Here is a 16,628-nt window from a genome sequence, read left to right as displayed (position 1 = left end):
CCTCTAGCGCATGAAATCACTGCTTTTACCGGTTGCGCTGCTGGCGCTCGTCGCCGCCGCGCCCGCCGGACCTTTCGCCGAGGTATCGGCTGCCCGGCGGGCCGCGCAAGAAGCGCCCGCCGCCGACAAGGCCGCGAAATACGACGCGGCGATGGCGCTGGCGCCGACCAGCCTCGAGACAGTGCGCCAGGCGCTTTCCGCCTCGACCGAGGATCCGAAGCGCCTGGTGATGCTGATCGACCGCTTCGTGGCGCTCGGCGCCACCTTCAGCGAGCCGACTGCCGCGCAACTGCTGCCGATGCTGACCGACGCCGCCGATCGCGAGCGGCTGGCCAAGGCGCTCATCGACAACCGAAAGCCGCTCGCCTTCTCGCAGCCGCGCCTTACCATCCCGCCGCAGATTCCGCTGGTCGAAGCGATCGCCTATGACGCGAAGCGCGACTGCCTCTATTTCTCCTCAGTGGTCGGGCAGGCGCTCTATGCGCGCTGCGGCGCGGTGCCGGCAAAGACGCTGCCGCTGCCCGCGAACACCGGCCCGATTCTCGGCATCGCGCTCGATGCCGCCGCCGACCGGCTGTGGTTCGTCTCGGCGCCGGTGTTCGGCGGCGGGACGCCGTCGGGGCTGTTCGGCCTCGATCTCCCTACCTCGAAGGTTACGGCCATTCCGATGCCCGCCGGCGTCGTCGAACTGGGCGACGTGGCGGTCGGGCAGGGCAGCGAAGTGTTCGCCGCCGACAGCCGCTCGGGGGCGATCTACCGGCTGCGCCACGGCAAGCTCGCGGTGCTGGTACCGCCTGGCGTGCTGCACAGCGCGCAGGGAATCGCGCCGTCGCCCGACGGCAAGCACCTGCACGTTGCCGACTACAGCTACGGCATCGTCCGCATCGATCTCGGCACCGGCGCGGTGCAGCCGATGAAGGTCGTCGACAACCTAGGCCTCGACGGCATCGACGGGTTGCTGCGGCACGGCGACGACCTCATCGCCATCCAGAATGGCTGGCGGCCGTCGCGCATCTTGCGGCTGCGCCTGTCGGTGGATGAGAAGGCGATCACCGTGGGCGACGTGCTGGAGCGCGGCCATCCCCAGCATGATGATCCGACACAGGGCGCGATCGTCGCCGGGCAGCTGCTTTACGTGGCCAACAGCCAGTGGCCGAAATATGCCCAAAATGGGGAACAAAAGCCCGGCGAGGGGCAGGCGCCGACCGTCATTCTCGCGTTGCAACTGCTCCGGTAAAACTGCGAACGATTCTCAGCTTTTGCGAGGGGCGCCAGCGGCCTTGCCACTCGGCGGACCCGCGCCTAATAGGGCGCCAGCAAACCGACCGGCCGAGGTTCTCTCATGCCCGCGATCGCAGCCGAATATCTGCCGATCCTTCTTTTTCTGATCGTCGCGATCGCCCTTTCGGGCGTTTTCGTCGGCCTGCCTGTGCTGATCTCGAATCTCAGCGGGGCGAACAAACCCTATGCCGACAAGCTGTCGGAGTATGAGTCGGGCTTCCCGGCCTTCTCCGATGCGCGCCGGCAGTTCGACGTGCGTTTCTACCTCGTGTCGATCCTGTTCATCATCTTCGACCTCGAGGTGGCGTTCCTGTTCCCGTGGGCGGTATCGCTCGGGCAGACGGGCGTGTTCGGCTGGGCGTCGATGATGACCTTCCTCGGTATCCTCACGATCGGCTTCATTTACGAGTGGAAGAAGGGAGCGTTGGATTGGGAATAGTACAGCCCCCCTTCGCCACTGAGGACCAGCAGGCGCGTGCGCTCGCGGCCGGGCAGGGCGACCAGTTCTTCAAGGACGTGACCCAGGAAATCTCCAACAAGGGATTCCTCGTCACCTCGACTGAGGACCTCGTGAACTGGGCGCGCACCGGCTCGCTCTGGTGGATGACGTTCGGCCTCGCCTGCTGCGCGGTCGAGATGATGCACACCAACATGCCGCGCTACGACCTCGAGCGCTTCGGCGTGGCGCCGCGCGCCTCGCCGCGCCATTCGGACGTGATGATCGTCGCCGGGACGCTGTGCAACAAGATGGCCCCGGCGCTGCGCCGCGTTTACGACCAGATGTCGGAGCCGCGCTACGTCATCTCGATGGGCAGCTGCGCCAACGGCGGCGGCTATTATCATTACAGCTATTCGGTGGTGCGCGGCTGCGACCGCATCGTGCCGGTCGACATCTACGTCCCGGGCTGCCCGCCGACCGCCGAGGCGTTGCTCTACGGCGTGCTCGCGCTGCAGCGGAAGATCCGCCGCGTCGGGACGTTCGAGCGATGAGCAGCCCCGCCCCCGTCATGGCGTCGAACGACGGCGTCGCCGACCGCATCGCGTCGCTGCTCGGCGACGCGTTCGTTGCCGCTGTCGAAGTCGTCGGCGAGCTGTCGGTCACCGTGCGCCGCGAGGCGCTGGTCGAGGTGATGGTGAAGCTGCGCGACGATGCCGAGCTGCGCTTCGGCCAGCTCATGGACATCGCCGGCGTCGACTACCCGGAAGCGCCCGAGCGCTTCGAGGTGAATTATCACCTGCTGTCGCTGAAGGCGAACCGCCGCCTGCGCGTGAAGGTCACGGCGAACGAGGACCAGGCCGTTCCGTCGGTGACGGGCATCTGGCCGGTCGCCGGCTGGCTCGAGCGCGAGGTGTGGGACTGCTACGGCGTGATGTTCGAGGGCAACCCTGATCTGCGCCGCATCCTCACCGACTATGGCTTCCAGGGGCATCCGTTCCGCAAGGACTTCCCGCTGACCGGCTATGTCGAGCTGCGCTATTCCGAAGAGCATAAGCGCGTCGTCTACGAGCCGGTGAAGCTGGCGCAGGACTTCCGCGCGTTCGATTTCCTCTCGCCGTGGGAAGGCGCGCAATATGTGCTGCCGGGCGACGAGAAGGCCGAACCGCAGGCGCCGGGCGCGCCGTCGCCGGTGACCGCCGCCGGCACGGCGTCCACCGCGCCGGTCGGCAAGAAGGATTAGGCCGATGGCTGACCGCGATCCGAATCTGGGCGTGCCGCCGTCGAGCGGCAGCATCGTCGCCGACGCCGAGGACGGCGTGGCGATCCAGAACTACATGATCAACTTCGGGCCGCAGCACCCGGCGGCGCACGGCGTGCTGCGGCTGGTGCTGGAGCTCGACGGCGAGATCATCGAACGCGTCGATCCGCACATCGGCCTGCTGCATCGCGGCACCGAAAAGCTGTGCGAATACAAGACCTACCTGCAGGCGCTCCCCTACATGGATCGCCTCGACTATTGCTCGCCGATGTCGATGGAGCACAGCTATGTGCTCGCCATCGAGAAGCTGATGGGCCTCGAGGTGCCGCTCCGCGGGCAGTATATCCGCGTGCTCTATGCCGAGCTGACGCGGATCATGAACCACATCCTCAACGTCACGACGCATGCGATGGACGTCGGCGCACTGACGCCGATCCTGTGGCTATTCGAGGAGCGCGAGCACATCATGGGCTTCTACGAGCGCGTCTCGGGCGCCCGTATGCACGCGGCCTATTTCCGCCCGGGCGGCGTCCATCAGGATCTGCCCGACGGCCTTGCCGAAGACATCTGGAAGTGGACCGAGAGCTTCCCGAAGGTGCTCGGCGAGATGGAAGCGCTGGTCGCGCACAACCGCATCTTCAAGCAGCGCAACGTCGATATCGGCATCATCACCGCCGAGGAAGCGATCGCCTGGGGCTTCTCCGGCCCCTGCATCCGCGCCAGCGGCATTCCGTGGGACCTGCGCAAGTCGCAGCCTTACGATGTCTATGACCGCATCGATTTCGACGTGGCGATCGGCAACCGCGGCGACTGTTTCGACCGCTTCATGGTGCGCATGGAAGAGATGCGGGAATCGCTCCGCATTATCCGCCAGTGCCTCAACGACATGCCGGGCGGCGCCGTCGCCAGCCTCGACCGCAAGGTCGTCCCGCCGAAGCGCGGTGAGATGAAGCGCTCGATGGAAGGGCTCATCCACCACTTCAAGCTCTATACCGAGGGCTTCCACGTCCCGGCGGGCGAGGCGTACGTCGCCACCGAAAGCCCGAAGGGCGAGTTCGGCATCTATCTGGTGTCCGACGGCACCAACAAGCCGTACCGCTGCCACATCCGCGCGACCGGTTTCAGCCACCTGCAGGCGATGGATTTCCTCTGCCGCGGCCACATGCTCGCCGACGCGCCGGCGGTGCTCGGCTCGCTCGATATCGTGTTCGGAGAAGTCGACCGGTGAGTTCAGATACCCCCAGCACCGCAACCGCCGATCCGCGGTTCGATCCGGGCCAGTTCAAGGACTTCGCCTGGACGCCCGAGAATGTGAAAGAGGTCGAGCGTGTCATCGGCCGCTATCCGCCGGGCCGTCAGCATTCGGCGATCATCCCGCTGCTGCACCTCGCGCAGTATCAGATGGGCGAGGCGACCGGCCATGCCTGGCTGCCGGTGCCGGTGATCGAGTTCGTCGCGAAGACGATCGAGATGCCCTACATTCGCGCCTACGAGGTCGCGACCTTCTACACGATGTTCAACCTGCAGCCGGTGGGCCGTTTCCACGTGCAGGTCTGCGGCACGACCCCCTGCATGCTGCGCGGCTCCGACGACGTGATGCGCGCCTGCAAGGATCGGGGCATGAAGAAGGGCGGCGGCATGACCGCCGACGGGCTGTTCACCCTGTCCGAAGTCGAGTGCCTGGGCGCCTGCGCCAACGCGCCGATGGTGCAGATCAACGACGATAACTACGAAGACCTGACCTACGACGCGACGGTCGCGATCCTCGATGCGCTGGCGCGCGGCGAGACGCCGAAGACCGGCCCGCAGAACGGCCGTCAGGTCAGCTGCCCCGAGGGCGGCCCGACGACGCTGCTGGAGATGGCGAAGTGAGCGACGCTCCCTTCTTCGTCATCCCCGCGAAGGCGGGGACCCAGCACGGGAAAAATAGCGCCCGCGGCAGCGGGCATTTCCTTGATCTGGACTGGGTCCCCGCCTGCGCGGGGATGACGGTCGGTATGTGGGTTGCCCGCGATGCTCGCTGACGCCGACCGCATCTTCACCAATCTCTACGGCTTCCAGCCGTGGAACCTGTCGTCGGCGCAGAAGCGCGGCGATTGGGACAACACGAAGGGCCTGATGGCCGTCGGCCAGGACGCGATCATCGACGCCATCAAGGCGTCGGGGCTGCGCGGCCGCGGCGGCGCCGGCTTCCCGACCGGCATGAAGTGGAGCTTCATGCCCAAGGACCCGCAGCCGGGCCGTCCGAGCTTCCTCGTCATCAATGCCGACGAGTCCGAGCCCGGTTCGTGCAAGGACCGCGAGATCATCCGCAACGATCCGCACAAGCTGATCGAGGGTGCGCTGATCGCCGGCTATGCGATGCGCGCGCGCGCCGCCTACATCTACATTCGCGGCGAATATATCCGCGAGGCGGAGGTGCTGTTCGCTGCCGTCGAGGAAGCCTACGCCAAGGGGCTGATCGGCAAGAACGCGTCCAAGTCGGGCTATGACTTCGACGTCTTCGTCCACCGTGGCGCCGGCGCCTACATCTGCGGCGAAGAGACGGCGATGCTGGAAAGTCTCGAGGGCAAGAAGGGCCAGCCACGCCTGAAGCCGCCGTTCCCGGCCGGCGTCGGCCTCTATGGCTGCCCGACCACCGTCAACAACGTCGAATCGATCGCGGTGGTCCCGACCATCCTGCGCCGTGGCGCCGCCTGGTTCGCCGGCATCGGCCGCCCGAAGAACGAGGGCACCAAGCTCTTCCAGATCAGCGGCCATGTGAACAAGCCCTGCGTCGTCGAAGAGGCGATGGGCATCCCGTTCCGCGAACTGATCGACAAGCATTGCGGCGGCATCCGCGGCGGCTGGGACAATCTCCTCGCCGTCATCCCCGGCGGCTCCTCGGTGCCGCTCGTCCCGGCGCACGAGATCATGGACGCGCCGATGGACTTCGATGGTCTGCGCGACCTCAAGTCCGGCCTCGGCACCGCCGCGATCATCGTCATGGACAAGTCGACCGACATCGTCCGCGCGATCAGCCGCATCAGCTATTTCTACAAGCATGAGAGCTGCGGCCAGTGCACGCCGTGCCGCGAGGGCACCGGCTGGATGTGGCGCGTGATGGAGCGCTTGCGCGAAGGCGACGCCGCGCCGGAGGAGATCGATCTCCTGCTCGACGTCACCACCGAGGTCGAGGGGCACACGATCTGCGCGCTCGGCGACGCGGCGGCGTGGCCGATCCAGGGCCTCATCCGCCACTTCCGTCCCGAACTCGAGCGCCGCATCGCTGAAAAGCGTGGCGGCCTCCGCGAGGCGGCTGAGTGAACTTCCCGCTGCTCCTTGCCGCCGTCGTGGCGATCGGCCTGTCGGCGCCTGCGCTTGCGCAGCGTACCGGCTCGCTGATCGGTCGCCAGGCGAAGGCGGGGACGGCGGACGCCGCCGAATATGCCGAAGGCTTCGCCAAGTGCATGGCGGGGCGTCAGGCGAAGACGGTTCGCGCGTGGATGCTGTCGCTGCCGGGTAGCTACGAAGAGAACGAAATCCTGGCGAAGCTGAAGCCCGACTTCGCCGCCTGCATGGATAATGACAAGCTTGTCCTCGAAGATGGCGGCGGCATGCGCTTCACGCAGGCCGGCATGCGTCAGCGCGTCGGCTATGCGCTCGCGCGGCGGCTGCTGGACACAGCGCCGGCGACGTCGCCGGTCGCCGAGAACATGCAATATTGGTTTATGCCGAAGGTTCAGGCGCTGGGCCCGGGCCAGCCTGCCGATCGCACCGCGCTCGCCATGCACGAAGTCACCTCCTGCGTGTCGCGCAAGAAGTGGCCGGAGAGCCTCGCGCTGCTGCGCTCGAAATCGGGCAGCCCGGAGGAGCGGGACGTGATGCAGCAGCTCGTGCCGGTGCTGCCGACCTGCTTGCCGCAGGGCGTGAAGCTGTCGATTACCCGCGAACGCCTGCGCCTCTACATGGGCGAAGCGGTCTATCATGCCATTTCCGACGAGCACCTGCCGGTGACCGCGTCGGCTTCAAGTCGCTGAGCGAGTTCCTATGCCGAAACTGATCGTCGACGGGATTGAAGTGGAGGTGCCGCAGGGCGCCACCGTGCTGCAGGCCTGCGAAGAGGCCGGCAAGGAGATTCCGCGCTTCTGCTATCACGAGCGGCTGTCGATCGCCGGCAATTGCCGCATGTGCCTCGTCGAGCTGGAGAAGGCGCCGAAGCCGATCGCGTCGTGCAGCTACCCGGCCGCCGACGGCATGGTGATCCACACGCAGGGCGCGCGCACCAAGAAGGCGCGCGAGGGCGTGATGGAGTTCCTGCTCATCAACCATCCGCTCGACTGCCCGATCTGCGATCAGGGCGGCGAGTGCGACCTGCAGGATCAGGCGCTGGCCTATGGCCGCGGCCACACCCGCTACGACGAGAACAAGCGCGCGGTCACCGAGAAGTACATGGGGCCGCTGATCAAGACGATCATGACGCGCTGCATCCATTGCACCCGCTGCGTGCGCTTCGCCGAGGAAGTGGCCGGCGTCGAGGAGATCGGCGCGGTGTTCCGCGGCGAGAACATGCAGATCACCACCTATCTCGAGAAGGCCGCGACCTCAGAGATGTCGGGCAATGTCATCGACCTGTGCCCGGTCGGCGCGCTGACCTCGAAGCCCTACGCCTTCACCGCCCGCCCGTGGGAGCTGAAGAAGAGCGAGAGCATCGACGTGATGGATGCCGTCGGCACCAACATCATCGTCGGCGCCCGCGGCCCGCAGGTGATGCGCGTCAACCCGCGCATCAACGAGGAGGTCAACGAGGAGTGGGCGTCGGACAAGACCCGCTTCGCGTGCGACGGCCTGATGAAGCGCCGCCTCGACAAGCCCTATGTGCGCCGCGGCGGCAAGCTGCAGCCGGTGAGCTGGGGCGAGGCGTTCGAGGCGATCCGCGCCGGTATCGGCAAGGCGAAGGGCGACGAGATTGCCGCCATCGCCGGCGACATGGTCGACCTTGAGGGCATGGTCGCGCTGAAGGATCTGCTCGGCAAGCTCGGCTCGACGCGCCACGAGTGCCGCCAGGACGGCGCGCCGATCGATCCGTCGGTGCGCGCCGGCTATCTGTTCAACTCGACCCTGGCGGGCATCGAGCGCGCCGACGTGGTGCTGCTGGTCGGCGCCAACCCGCGCTGGGAAGCACCGCTGGTCAACACCCGCATCCGCAAGGCGGTGCGCCGCAACAAGGCGCAGGTGTTCGCCATCGGGCCGCAGATCGACCTGACCTATCCGGCGACACAGCTCGGCGACGACCTTAGCCTGCTCGCGAAGCTGCCGAAGGAAGCCGCCGAGGCGCTGAAACTTGCCGAGCGGCCGGCGATCATCGTCGGCATGGGCGCGCTGCAGTCGGCGGGCGTGCTCGCCGCGGCGCTGGCGCTCGCCACCAAGTACAAGGTCGCCCGCGCCGGCTGGAACGGCTGGAACCTGCTGCACACCGCGGCGGCGCGTGTCGGCGGGCTCGACATCGGCTTCACCACGCCGAGCGGCGTCGCCGGCATCTTGGAAGACGCGCGCGGCGGCAAGCTGAAGGCGGCGTTCCTCTACGGCGCCGACGAGATCGACACCGCGGCGCTCGACACGGTGTTCACCGTCTACATCGGCACCCACGGCGACAAGGGCGTGCGTCATGCCGACGTGATCCTGCCGGCGGCCGCCTACACCGAGAAGCGCGGCACCTACGTCAACATGGAAGGCCGCGTTCAGCGCGCGCTCGCGGCGGTCTATCCGCCGGGCGAGGCGCGCGAGGACTGGACGATCCTGCGCGCGCTGTCCGACGCGCTCGGTCAGACCTTGCCCTACGACGACATTGCGACGCTCCGCGCGCGCATCGGCGAGGCATGGCCGCATCTCGCGACCGAGGGGCTGACCCCGGCGGTGTGGGACGGCAACTTCGGCGGCGGCGACACCAGCACGCCGTCGGGCGCGGTGACCTTGCCGATCGACAATTTCTACCTCACCAACCCGATCGCCCGGGCGAGCGACACCATGCAGGATTGCGTGCGCGAGATCCTCGGTCAGGGCCAGCTCGAGGCGGCGGAGTAGGGCGATGGTCGCGGCATTCCAGAACAGCTTCCTCGGCCCCGTGGTCGGCTATCTCGCCGCCTACATCCTGCTGATCCTGCTCATCACCCTGCCGCTGCTGCTGGCGGTGGCGATGATCGTCTACGCCGATCGCAAGATCTGGGCGGCGATGCAGATGCGCCGCGGGCCGAACGTCGTCGGCCCCTTCGGCGTGCTCCAATCCTTCGCGGACGGCCTGAAGCTGTTCATGAAGGAGACGATCATCCCGTCGGGCGCGAACAAGGGCATCTTCCTGATCGCGCCGATGATCACCTTCACGCTGGCGCTGATCAGCTGGGCGGTGATCCCGTTCGGGCCGGAGGCGGTGCTCGCCGACATCAACGTCGGCATCCTCTACATCTTCGCGATCTCGTCGATGGGCGTCTACGGCATCATCATGTCGGGCTGGGCGTCGAACTCGAAATACCCGTTTCTCGGCGGCCTGCGCGCCGCGGCGCAGATGGTGTCCTACGAGGTGTCGATCGGCTTCGTGATCGTCTGCGTGGTGCTCTACGCGTCGAGCTTCAACCTCAACGACATCGTCCTCAGCCAGAAGGGCAACATCCTCGGGGTGGTCAACGGCCACATCTTCAACCCGCTGCTGTTCCCGATGGCGATCATCTTCTTCATCTCGGCGCTGGCCGAGACCAACCGCCCGCCGTTCGACCTTCCCGAGGCCGAGGCCGAACTCGTGGCCGGCTATCAGGTCGAATATTCGTCGATGGCGATGGCGCTGTTCTTCCTCGGCGAATACGCGAACATCCTGCTGATGAGCGCGCTGACCAGCATCCTGTTCCTCGGCGGCTGGCTGCCCCCGGTGAACTGGGCGCCGCTCTACATCGTGCCGGGCTTCGTGTGGCTGTTCGCCAAGATCGGCTTCATGTTCTTCGTGTTCGCCTGGGTGAAGGCGACCGTCCCGCGCTACCGCTACGATCAGCTCATGCGCCTTGGCTGGAAGGTGTTCCTGCCGCTGTCGCTGTTCTGGGTGTTCATCGTGTCGGGCTGGCTCGTATTCTTCACCGACAAGTACAACGGGTAACGATATGACCGCCGTGTTCCAGGCCGCCAAGTCGCTGCTCCTTCTCGAGTTCGTGAAGGGCATGTGGCTGACGCTGAAATATTTCTTCCGGCCGAAGGCGACGCTCAACTATCCGTATGAGCGCGGGCCGCTGTCGCCCCGTTTTCGCGGCGAGCATGTGCTGCGCCGCTATGCGAACGGCGAGGAACGCTGCATCGCCTGCAAGCTGTGCGAGGCGGTGTGCCCGGCGCTGGCGATCACCATCGAGGCCGAACCGCGCGAGGATGGGTCGCGCCGCACCACGCGCTACGACATCGACATGACGAAGTGCATCTACTGCGGCTTCTGCCAGGAGGCCTGCCCGGTCGATGCCATCGTCGAGGGGCCGAACATCGAATTCTCGACCGAGACCCGCGAGGAGCTTTTCTATGACAAGGCGAAGCTGCTCGCGAACGGGGATCGCTGGGAAAAGGTGATCGCCCAGAACCTTGCCGCCGACGCACCCTGGCGATAAACCGCGCACCGAATTCGAAGGGACCGTTTCTTGGCCGTCCAAGCCATCATCTTCTACCTGTTCGCCGGCTTCGTCACGCTCTCCGCGTTGATGACGATCCTGGCGCGCAACCCCGTGCATTCGGTGCTGTGGCTGGTGCTGGCGTTCTTCAACGCCGCCGGCCTGTTCCTGCTGCTGGGGGCGGAGTTCCTCGCGATGATCCTGGTGATCGTCTACGTGGGCGCGGTCGCGGTGCTGTTTCTGTTCGTCGTGATGATGCTCGACATCGATTTCGCCGAACTGCGCGCCGGCTTTGCCAAATATCTGCCGTTCGGGCTGCTGCTCGCCTTCATCCTGCTTACCGAGCTGGTGCTGATCGGCGGCGCCTGGACCTTCGCCGACTTCGCGCCCGCGGTTAAGGCGGCGCCGGTGACGGCGACCGAAGGGCTTTCCAACACGCAGGCGCTCGGCGGCCTCATCTACACGCGCTACGTCTACATCTTCCAGGGCGCCGGCATGGTGCTGCTGGTGGCGATGATCGGCGCGATCGTGCTCACCCACCGCCAGCGTCCGGGCGTCCGCCGCCAGAACATCGCGGCGCAGGTGGCGCGTCAGCCGAGCGACGCGGTGTCGCTGGTCAAGGTCGAGAGCGGAAAAGGGGTCGACGTCCCATGATCGGTCTCGGGCATTATCTCACCGTCGGCGCGATCCTGTTCGTGCTCGGCGTGCTGGGTATCTTCATCAACCGCAAGAACGTCATCATCATCCTGATGTCGGTGGAGCTGATCCTCCTCGCGGTGAACATCAATCTCGTCGCCTTCTCGGCGTTCCTCGGCGATCTCGTCGGACAGGTATTCGGGATGTTCGTGCTGACGGTGGCCGCCGGCGAGGCAGCGATCGGCCTCGCCATCCTCGTGCTCTACTTCCGTAACCGCGGCACCATCGCGGTCGACGACATCAACATGATGAAGGGCTGACAATCCCGTGATCCAGCTCATCGTCTTCCTGCCGCTGCTCGCGGCGCTCGTCGCGGGCCTCGGCCAGCGCGCGCTCGGGCATACCGGCGCCAAGCTCGTCACCACGGGCGGGCTGTTCATCTCGGCCGCGCTGTCGTGGGTGACCTTCTTCGACGTCGCCATCGGCGGCAACGACCACACCGTGCGCGTCCTCGAGTGGATTTCCTCAGGGAATCTGCAGATCGACTGGGCGCTGCGCGTCGACACGCTGACCGCGGTCATGCTGGTGGTGATCACCACCGTCTCGGCGCTCGTCCACCTGTATAGCTGGGGATACATGTCCGAGGATCCGGACCAGCCCCGCTTCTTCGCCTATTTGTCGCTGTTCACCTTCGCGATGCTGATGCTGGTGACCGCCGACAACCTCGTCCAGATGTTCTTCGGCTGGGAAGGCGTCGGCCTCGCCAGCTATCTGCTGATCGGCTTCTGGTACCAGAAGCCCTCGGCCAACGCCGCCGCGATCAAGGCGTTCGTCGTGAACCGTGTCGGCGACTTCGGCTTCTCGCTCGGTATCTTCGCCGCCTTCCTGGTGTTCGGCACCATCGACATCACGACGATCAACGAGGGCGCGGCGGGCTTTGCCGGGCAGAGCTTCACCTTCCTCGGCTATCAGGTCGACGTGATGACGACCATCTGCCTGCTGCTGTTCGTCGGCGCGATGGGCAAGTCGGCGCAGCTCGGCCTCCACACCTGGCTCCCTGACGCGATGGAAGGCCCGACCCCGGTGTCGGCACTGATCCACGCGGCGACGATGGTCACCGCCGGCGTGTTCATGGTCTGCCGCCTGTCGCCGATGTTCGAGGCAGCGCCGGTGGCGCTCACCGTCGTCACCTACGTCGGCGCGGCGACCGCGCTGTTCGCTGCGACCGTCGGAACGGTGCAGACCGACATCAAGCGCGTCATCGCCTATTCGACCTGCTCGCAGCTCGGTTACATGTTTTTCGCCGCGGGCGTCGGCGCTTACGGCGTCGCGATGTTCCACCTGTTCACGCACGCCTTCTTCAAGGCGCTGCTGTTCCTCGGCGCCGGCTCGGTCATCCATGCGATGCACCACGAGCAGGACATGCGCTTCTACGGCGGCCTCCGCCGCGACATCCCGATAACGTTCGCGGCCATGATGCTCGGCACGCTGGCGATCACCGGCGTCGTGCCGTTTGCCGGCTATTTCTCGAAGGATGCCATCCTCGAAGCGGCGTTCGCGAGCGGCACCGAAGCGGGCGTCGTCGCCTTTTTCGTCGGCATCTTCGCCGCGCTGCTCACCAGCTTCTATTCGTGGCGCCTCATCCTGCTGACCTTTACGGGCAAGCCGCGCTGGGCCGGGTCGGAGCATATCCAGCACGCCGTGCATCATCACGACGAGCCGGCGGCTGCCGAGGGCAGCCATGAGGCGCACGGCCATGCGCCGGCGCACGCCCACAATGATCATCACCATGCGCCGGGCACCGCGGGCTATCACCCGCATGAAAGCCCGTGGGCGATGCTCATTCCGCTGATCGTGCTGGGTGCGGGCGCGGCTGGTGCCGGCTGGCTGTTCCACCATGCGTTCATCGAGGACGCCGGTTTCTGGCGTGACTCGATCGCCTTCAATGCCGAGCTGATCCATGCGCTGCACAACGTGCCGGCGTGGGTGATCTGGGCGCCGGCGGGTTCATGGGTGCTCGGCATGCTGCTGGCGCTCAACAGCTACTATTTCAATCCGAGCATCCCGGGCCGCTTTGTCGCGACCTTCCCAGGGCTGCACCAGTTCCTGCTGAAGAAGTGGTATTTCGACGAACTCTACCATTTCATCTTCGTTCGCCCGGCCTTCTGGCTCGGCCGGCAGTTCTGGCGCCGCGGCGACCAGGGCACCATCGACCGCTTCGGTCCTGACGGCGTTGCGGCGCTCGTCGAGGGAAGTGCTGCCGTCGCCCGCCGCCTGCAGACCGGTTATGTCTACACCTACGCGCTCGTCATGCTGATCGGCCTCGCCGCGGCGGCGACCTGGTTCCTGCCGCGCGTGTTCGGGGGTCACTGATGCATTTCCCCATCCTGTCGCTGCTGATCCTGCTGCCGCTCGTCGGCGGCGCCTGGGCGCTGCTCGCGCCCGGTGACGAGGCGGCGCGCGCCAACAATGCTCGCTGGACGGCGCTGATCGTCACGCTCGCCGAGTTCGTGCTCGGCGTGCTGCTCTGGCTGAACTTCGACACGTCGACCGCAGCGTTCCAGTTCGTCGAGAAGATCGACCTGTTCGCGCCCTATTTCGCCTGGCACCTCGGCGTCGACGGCATCTCCATGCTGCTGATCGCGCTGTCGGTGTTCCTGATGCCGATCTGCATCCTCGCCTCATGGGAATCGATCGAGAAGCGGGTGCCCGAGTACATGGCGGCGTTCCTGCTGATGGAAACGCTGATGATCGGCGTGTTCGCCAGCCTCGACCTGTTCCTCTTCTACCTGTTCTTCGAGGGCGGTCTGATCCCGATGTATCTGATCATCGGCATCTGGGGCGGCGCGCGGCGCATCTACGCCAGCTACAAATTCTTCCTCTACACCCTGCTCGGCTCGGTGCTGATGCTGCTCGCCATGCTCTATATGGTGAACACCGCGGGCACGACCGACATCCGCACCTTGCTCGCCTATGACTTCGACCCGCAGGTGCAGACCTGGCTGTGGCTCGCCTTCTTCGCCAGCTTCGCGGTGAAGATGCCGATGTGGCCGGTGCACACCTGGCTGCCCGACGCGCACGTCGAGGCGCCGACCGCCGGCTCGGTCATCCTCGCCGGCGTGCTGCTGAAGCTCGGCGGCTACGGCTTCCTGCGCTTCTCGCTGCCGATGTTTCCCGAAGCCTCGGCGGAGCTGATGTGGCTGGTGTTCGGCCTGTCGATGGTCGCCGTCGTCTACACCTCGCTGGTCGCGCTGGTGCAGGACGACATGAAGAAGCTGATTGCCTATTCGTCGGTCGCCCACATGGCGTTCGTCACCGTCGGCCTGTTCGTGTTCAACCAGCAGGGCATCGAAGGCGCGATCGTCACGATGCTCAGCCACGGTGTCGTCTCGGGCGCGCTCTTCCTCTGCGTCGGTGTCGTCTACGATCGGCTGCACACCCGCGAGATCGCCCGCTACGGCGGTCTCGCCAAGAACATGCCCGCCTATGCGCTGTTCTTCATGCTGTTCACCATGGCGTCGGTCGGCCTGCCGGGCACCAGCGGCTTCGTCGGCGAGCTGCTCGTATTCATCGGCGCCTATGAAACGGCGTCGTGGGTCGCCTTCGTGATGCTCAGCGGCATCATCCTCGGCGCCGCCTACATGCTCTATCTCTACCGCCGGGTGATCTTCGGCACGCTGGAGAAGGCCGAGCTGACCTCGATGTCCGACCTCACCGTGCGCGAGATCGCGATGATGGTGCCGCTCGCCGCCGTCGTCATGTGGATGGGCATCTATCCGAAGCCGTTCCTCGATCCGCTGCACGCGCCGGTCGAAGCCATTCTCGCGCGCGTCGAGCGCGCCGCGCCGCCGGTGCAGCATGTCGTGGCGAAGGCCAAGGCCGCCGTGCCGGCTGCCAATCACGCTGAGGCACACTGATGCAGCCGTTGATCGAATCCATCCGCATCGCCGCGCCTGAGCTTTTGCTCGCGGTCAGCGCGATGGCCCTGCTGATGCTCGGCGTGTTCCGCGGCGACCGCTCGCTGGTGCTGCTGACCTGGCTGTCGGTGATCGTCTACGCCGCCGCCGGCGCGCTGTTGTTCGTCGACCTGGGGCAGGGGGCGGCCACCGCCGCGCTGCCGGGCGTCACCGTCGGCCTGTCGGCCTTCGACGGCCTCTATATCGCCGATGATTTCTCGGTGTTCCTGAAGGTGGTGATCTTCGCCTCGGCCGCTGTAGCGGCGCTGCTGGCGGTCCCGTACCTGAAACGCACCCGCACCGCGCGGTTCGAGTATCCCGTGCTGCTGATGCTCGGCACGCTCGGCATGAGCATGATGGTGTCGGCGAACGACCTGCTCGCCCTTTACCTCGGGCTCGAGCTCCAGTCGCTCGCCGCCTATGTGCTCGCCGCTTTCCACCGCAACGAAGCGCGCTCCTCGGAAGCGGGCCTCAAATATTTCGTCCTCGGCGCGCTGGCCTCGGGAATCCTGCTCTACGGCGTCTCGCTGATCTATGGCTTTGGCGGCACCACCAACTTCACCGCGCTCGGCGCCGGCCTGCGGGGCGGCGGCGAGGTGCAGATCGGCGTGCTGTTCGGCCTGGTGTTCATCCTCGCCGGCCTCGCCTTCAAGGTGTCGGCGGTGCCCTTCCACATGTGGACGCCCGACGTCTATGAAGGCGCGCCGACCCCGGTCGCCGCCTTCTTCGCCGCGGCGCCCAAGGTCGCGGCGATGGGCCTGCTCGTCCGGGTCGCGATCGAGGTGTTCGGCGGCATGCTGCACGAATGGCAGCAGATCATCGCCTTCGCCGCCATCGCCTCGATGATCCTCGGCGCGGTCGGCGCCATCGGCCAGAAGAACGTCAAGCGGCTGCTCGCTTACTCGTCGATCAACAACATCGGCTTCGCGCTGGTCGGCCTCGCCGCCGCCAACGAAGGCGGCATCGCCGCGGTGCTGTTCTACATGGCGGTCTATGCCGCGATGACGCTCGGCAGCTTCCTCGTTGTCCTGCAGATGCGCGACGCGGACGGCCGCTCGGTCGAAAGCGTGGAGTCGCTCGCCGGCCTCGCGCGCACCCGCCCGGCGCTTGCCTTCGCGATGATGGTGTTCATGTTCAGCCTCGCGGGCATTCCGCCGATGCTCGGCTTCTGGCCGAAGCTGTCGGTGTTCAACGCGGCGATCGAAGCCAACATGTATGTGCTGGCAGTAATCGCCGTCGTCACCTCGGTGGTCGGCTGCTTCTACTATCTGCGCATCATCAAGGTGATGTATTTCGACGAGCCGGCCCCGGCGTTCGCGCCGGCCGAAAGCCGCATCAACAGCGGCATGATCGCCGCCGCGGCGATCTTCTGCTCGCCGGTCGGCATGCTCGCCATCACGCCGCTGGTCACCGCGGCCACCCGCGCGGCGCAATCCATCCTCTAA

Annotated in this window: 15 protein-coding genes and 1 pseudogene; all 16 read left to right on the top strand. The window is 66.2% G+C overall.

The annotated features are described in order from the left end of the window. Positions 1-10: 10 nt before the first annotated feature. A complete protein-coding gene (locus tag ACFOMD_RS15205) occupies positions 11-1,237 on the top strand; it encodes a hypothetical protein (protein WP_380862878.1) in 1,227 nt (408 codons plus the stop codon). A 105-nt stretch (positions 1,238-1,342) separates the two neighbouring features. Next, positions 1,343-1,720, top strand: coding sequence for an NADH-quinone oxidoreductase subunit A (locus tag ACFOMD_RS15200; RefSeq protein WP_380862876.1), 378 nt, complete (start codon positions 1,343-1,345; stop codon positions 1,718-1,720). A gap of 77 nt (positions 1,721-1,797) precedes the next feature. After that, positions 1,798-2,271, top strand: coding sequence for a NuoB/complex I 20 kDa subunit family protein (locus ACFOMD_RS15195; protein WP_380863464.1), 474 nt, complete (start codon positions 1,798-1,800; stop codon positions 2,269-2,271). Next, positions 2,268-2,951 (top strand): annotated as a pseudogene (locus tag ACFOMD_RS15190) (NADH-quinone oxidoreductase subunit C); the annotation flags it as partial. The gene ACFOMD_RS15195 and the pseudogene ACFOMD_RS15190, both read left to right, overlap by 4 nt. A gap of 13 nt (positions 2,952-2,964) precedes the next feature. Then, a complete protein-coding gene (locus tag ACFOMD_RS15185; protein WP_380862874.1) occupies positions 2,965-4,206 on the top strand; it encodes an NADH-quinone oxidoreductase subunit D in 1,242 nt (413 codons plus the stop codon). 83 nt (positions 4,207-4,289) lie between these two features. Further along, positions 4,290-4,850, top strand: coding sequence for an NADH-quinone oxidoreductase subunit NuoE (nuoE, locus tag ACFOMD_RS15180; protein WP_380863462.1), 561 nt, complete (start codon positions 4,290-4,292; stop codon positions 4,848-4,850). A 141-nt stretch (positions 4,851-4,991) separates the two neighbouring features. Beyond that, positions 4,992-6,284 (top strand): NADH-quinone oxidoreductase subunit NuoF, encoded by a 1,293-nt coding sequence (nuoF, locus tag ACFOMD_RS15175; RefSeq protein ID WP_380862872.1) that lies wholly within the window; start codon positions 4,992-4,994, stop codon positions 6,282-6,284. Continuing rightward, positions 6,281-6,997, top strand: coding sequence for a hypothetical protein (locus ACFOMD_RS15170; protein WP_380862870.1), 717 nt, complete (start codon positions 6,281-6,283; stop codon positions 6,995-6,997). The genes nuoF and ACFOMD_RS15170 overlap by 4 nt, the downstream gene beginning before the upstream one ends. Positions 6,998-7,007: 10 nt before the next feature. After that, positions 7,008-9,041 carry an NADH-quinone oxidoreductase subunit NuoG gene (gene nuoG / locus ACFOMD_RS15165; protein WP_380862868.1) on the top strand — a complete coding sequence of 678 codons (2,034 nt, stop codon included), beginning with the start codon at positions 7,008-7,010 and terminating at the stop codon, positions 9,039-9,041. A 4-nt stretch (positions 9,042-9,045) separates the two neighbouring features. After that, entirely contained in the window at positions 9,046-10,098 is a 1,053-nt protein-coding gene (gene nuoH / locus ACFOMD_RS15160) for an NADH-quinone oxidoreductase subunit NuoH (RefSeq protein WP_380862866.1), read from the top strand. 4 nt (positions 10,099-10,102) lie between these two features. Beyond that, complete coding sequence (gene nuoI, locus ACFOMD_RS15155; RefSeq protein ID WP_380862864.1) at positions 10,103-10,591, top strand: NADH-quinone oxidoreductase subunit NuoI; 489 nt, start codon at positions 10,103-10,105, stop codon at positions 10,589-10,591. Between the two features lie 90 nt (positions 10,592-10,681). Then, the gene (locus ACFOMD_RS15150) at positions 10,682-11,245 is read left to right on the top strand and encodes an NADH-quinone oxidoreductase subunit J (RefSeq protein WP_380863461.1); all 564 of its coding nucleotides are present in this window, start codon (positions 10,682-10,684) and stop codon (positions 11,243-11,245) included. Beyond that, positions 11,242-11,547 carry an NADH-quinone oxidoreductase subunit NuoK gene (gene nuoK / locus ACFOMD_RS15145; protein ID WP_380862862.1) on the top strand — a complete coding sequence of 102 codons (306 nt, stop codon included), beginning with the start codon at positions 11,242-11,244 and terminating at the stop codon, positions 11,545-11,547. Before ACFOMD_RS15150 ends, nuoK begins: the two co-directional genes overlap by 4 nt. A gap of 7 nt (positions 11,548-11,554) precedes the next feature. Further along, positions 11,555-13,600 carry an NADH-quinone oxidoreductase subunit L gene (gene nuoL, locus ACFOMD_RS15140; protein WP_380862860.1) on the top strand — a complete coding sequence of 682 codons (2,046 nt, stop codon included), beginning with the start codon at positions 11,555-11,557 and terminating at the stop codon, positions 13,598-13,600. Next, entirely contained in the window at positions 13,600-15,144 is a 1,545-nt protein-coding gene (locus tag ACFOMD_RS15135; RefSeq protein ID WP_380862858.1) for an NADH-quinone oxidoreductase subunit M, read from the top strand. Before nuoL ends, ACFOMD_RS15135 begins: the two co-directional genes overlap by 1 nt. Further along, entirely contained in the window at positions 15,144-16,628 is a 1,485-nt protein-coding gene (gene nuoN, locus ACFOMD_RS15130; RefSeq protein WP_380862856.1) for an NADH-quinone oxidoreductase subunit NuoN, read from the top strand. Before ACFOMD_RS15135 ends, nuoN begins: the two co-directional genes overlap by 1 nt.

Source organism: Sphingoaurantiacus capsulatus (assembly GCF_042648405.1).
In the GTDB taxonomy this organism is placed as follows: Bacteria; Pseudomonadota; Alphaproteobacteria; order Sphingomonadales; family Sphingomonadaceae; genus Sphingoaurantiacus; species Sphingoaurantiacus capsulatus.
This window is presented reverse-complemented; position numbering and strand designations above follow the sequence as displayed.

Coding starts and splice junctions, on each gene's coding strand:
- ACFOMD_RS15135 (WP_380862858.1), top strand. CDS start 13,600: ATGCATTTCCCCATCCTGTCGCTGCTGATCCTGCTGCCGCTCGTCGGC.
- nuoK (WP_380862862.1), top strand. CDS start 11,242: ATGATCGGTCTCGGGCATTATCTCACCGTCGGCGCGATCCTGTTCGTG.
- nuoI (WP_380862864.1), top strand. CDS start 10,103: ATGACCGCCGTGTTCCAGGCCGCCAAGTCGCTGCTCCTTCTCGAGTTC.
- nuoF (WP_380862872.1), top strand. CDS start 4,992: ATGCTCGCTGACGCCGACCGCATCTTCACCAATCTCTACGGCTTCCAG.
- nuoH (WP_380862866.1), top strand. CDS start 9,046: ATGGTCGCGGCATTCCAGAACAGCTTCCTCGGCCCCGTGGTCGGCTAT.
- nuoN (WP_380862856.1), top strand. CDS start 15,144: ATGCAGCCGTTGATCGAATCCATCCGCATCGCCGCGCCTGAGCTTTTG.
- nuoG (WP_380862868.1), top strand. CDS start 7,008: ATGCCGAAACTGATCGTCGACGGGATTGAAGTGGAGGTGCCGCAGGGC.
- ACFOMD_RS15200 (WP_380862876.1), top strand. CDS start 1,343: ATGCCCGCGATCGCAGCCGAATATCTGCCGATCCTTCTTTTTCTGATC.
- ACFOMD_RS15205 (WP_380862878.1), top strand. CDS start 11: ATGAAATCACTGCTTTTACCGGTTGCGCTGCTGGCGCTCGTCGCCGCC.
- ACFOMD_RS15150 (WP_380863461.1), top strand. CDS start 10,682: ATGACGATCCTGGCGCGCAACCCCGTGCATTCGGTGCTGTGGCTGGTG.
- ACFOMD_RS15185 (WP_380862874.1), top strand. CDS start 2,965: ATGGCTGACCGCGATCCGAATCTGGGCGTGCCGCCGTCGAGCGGCAGC.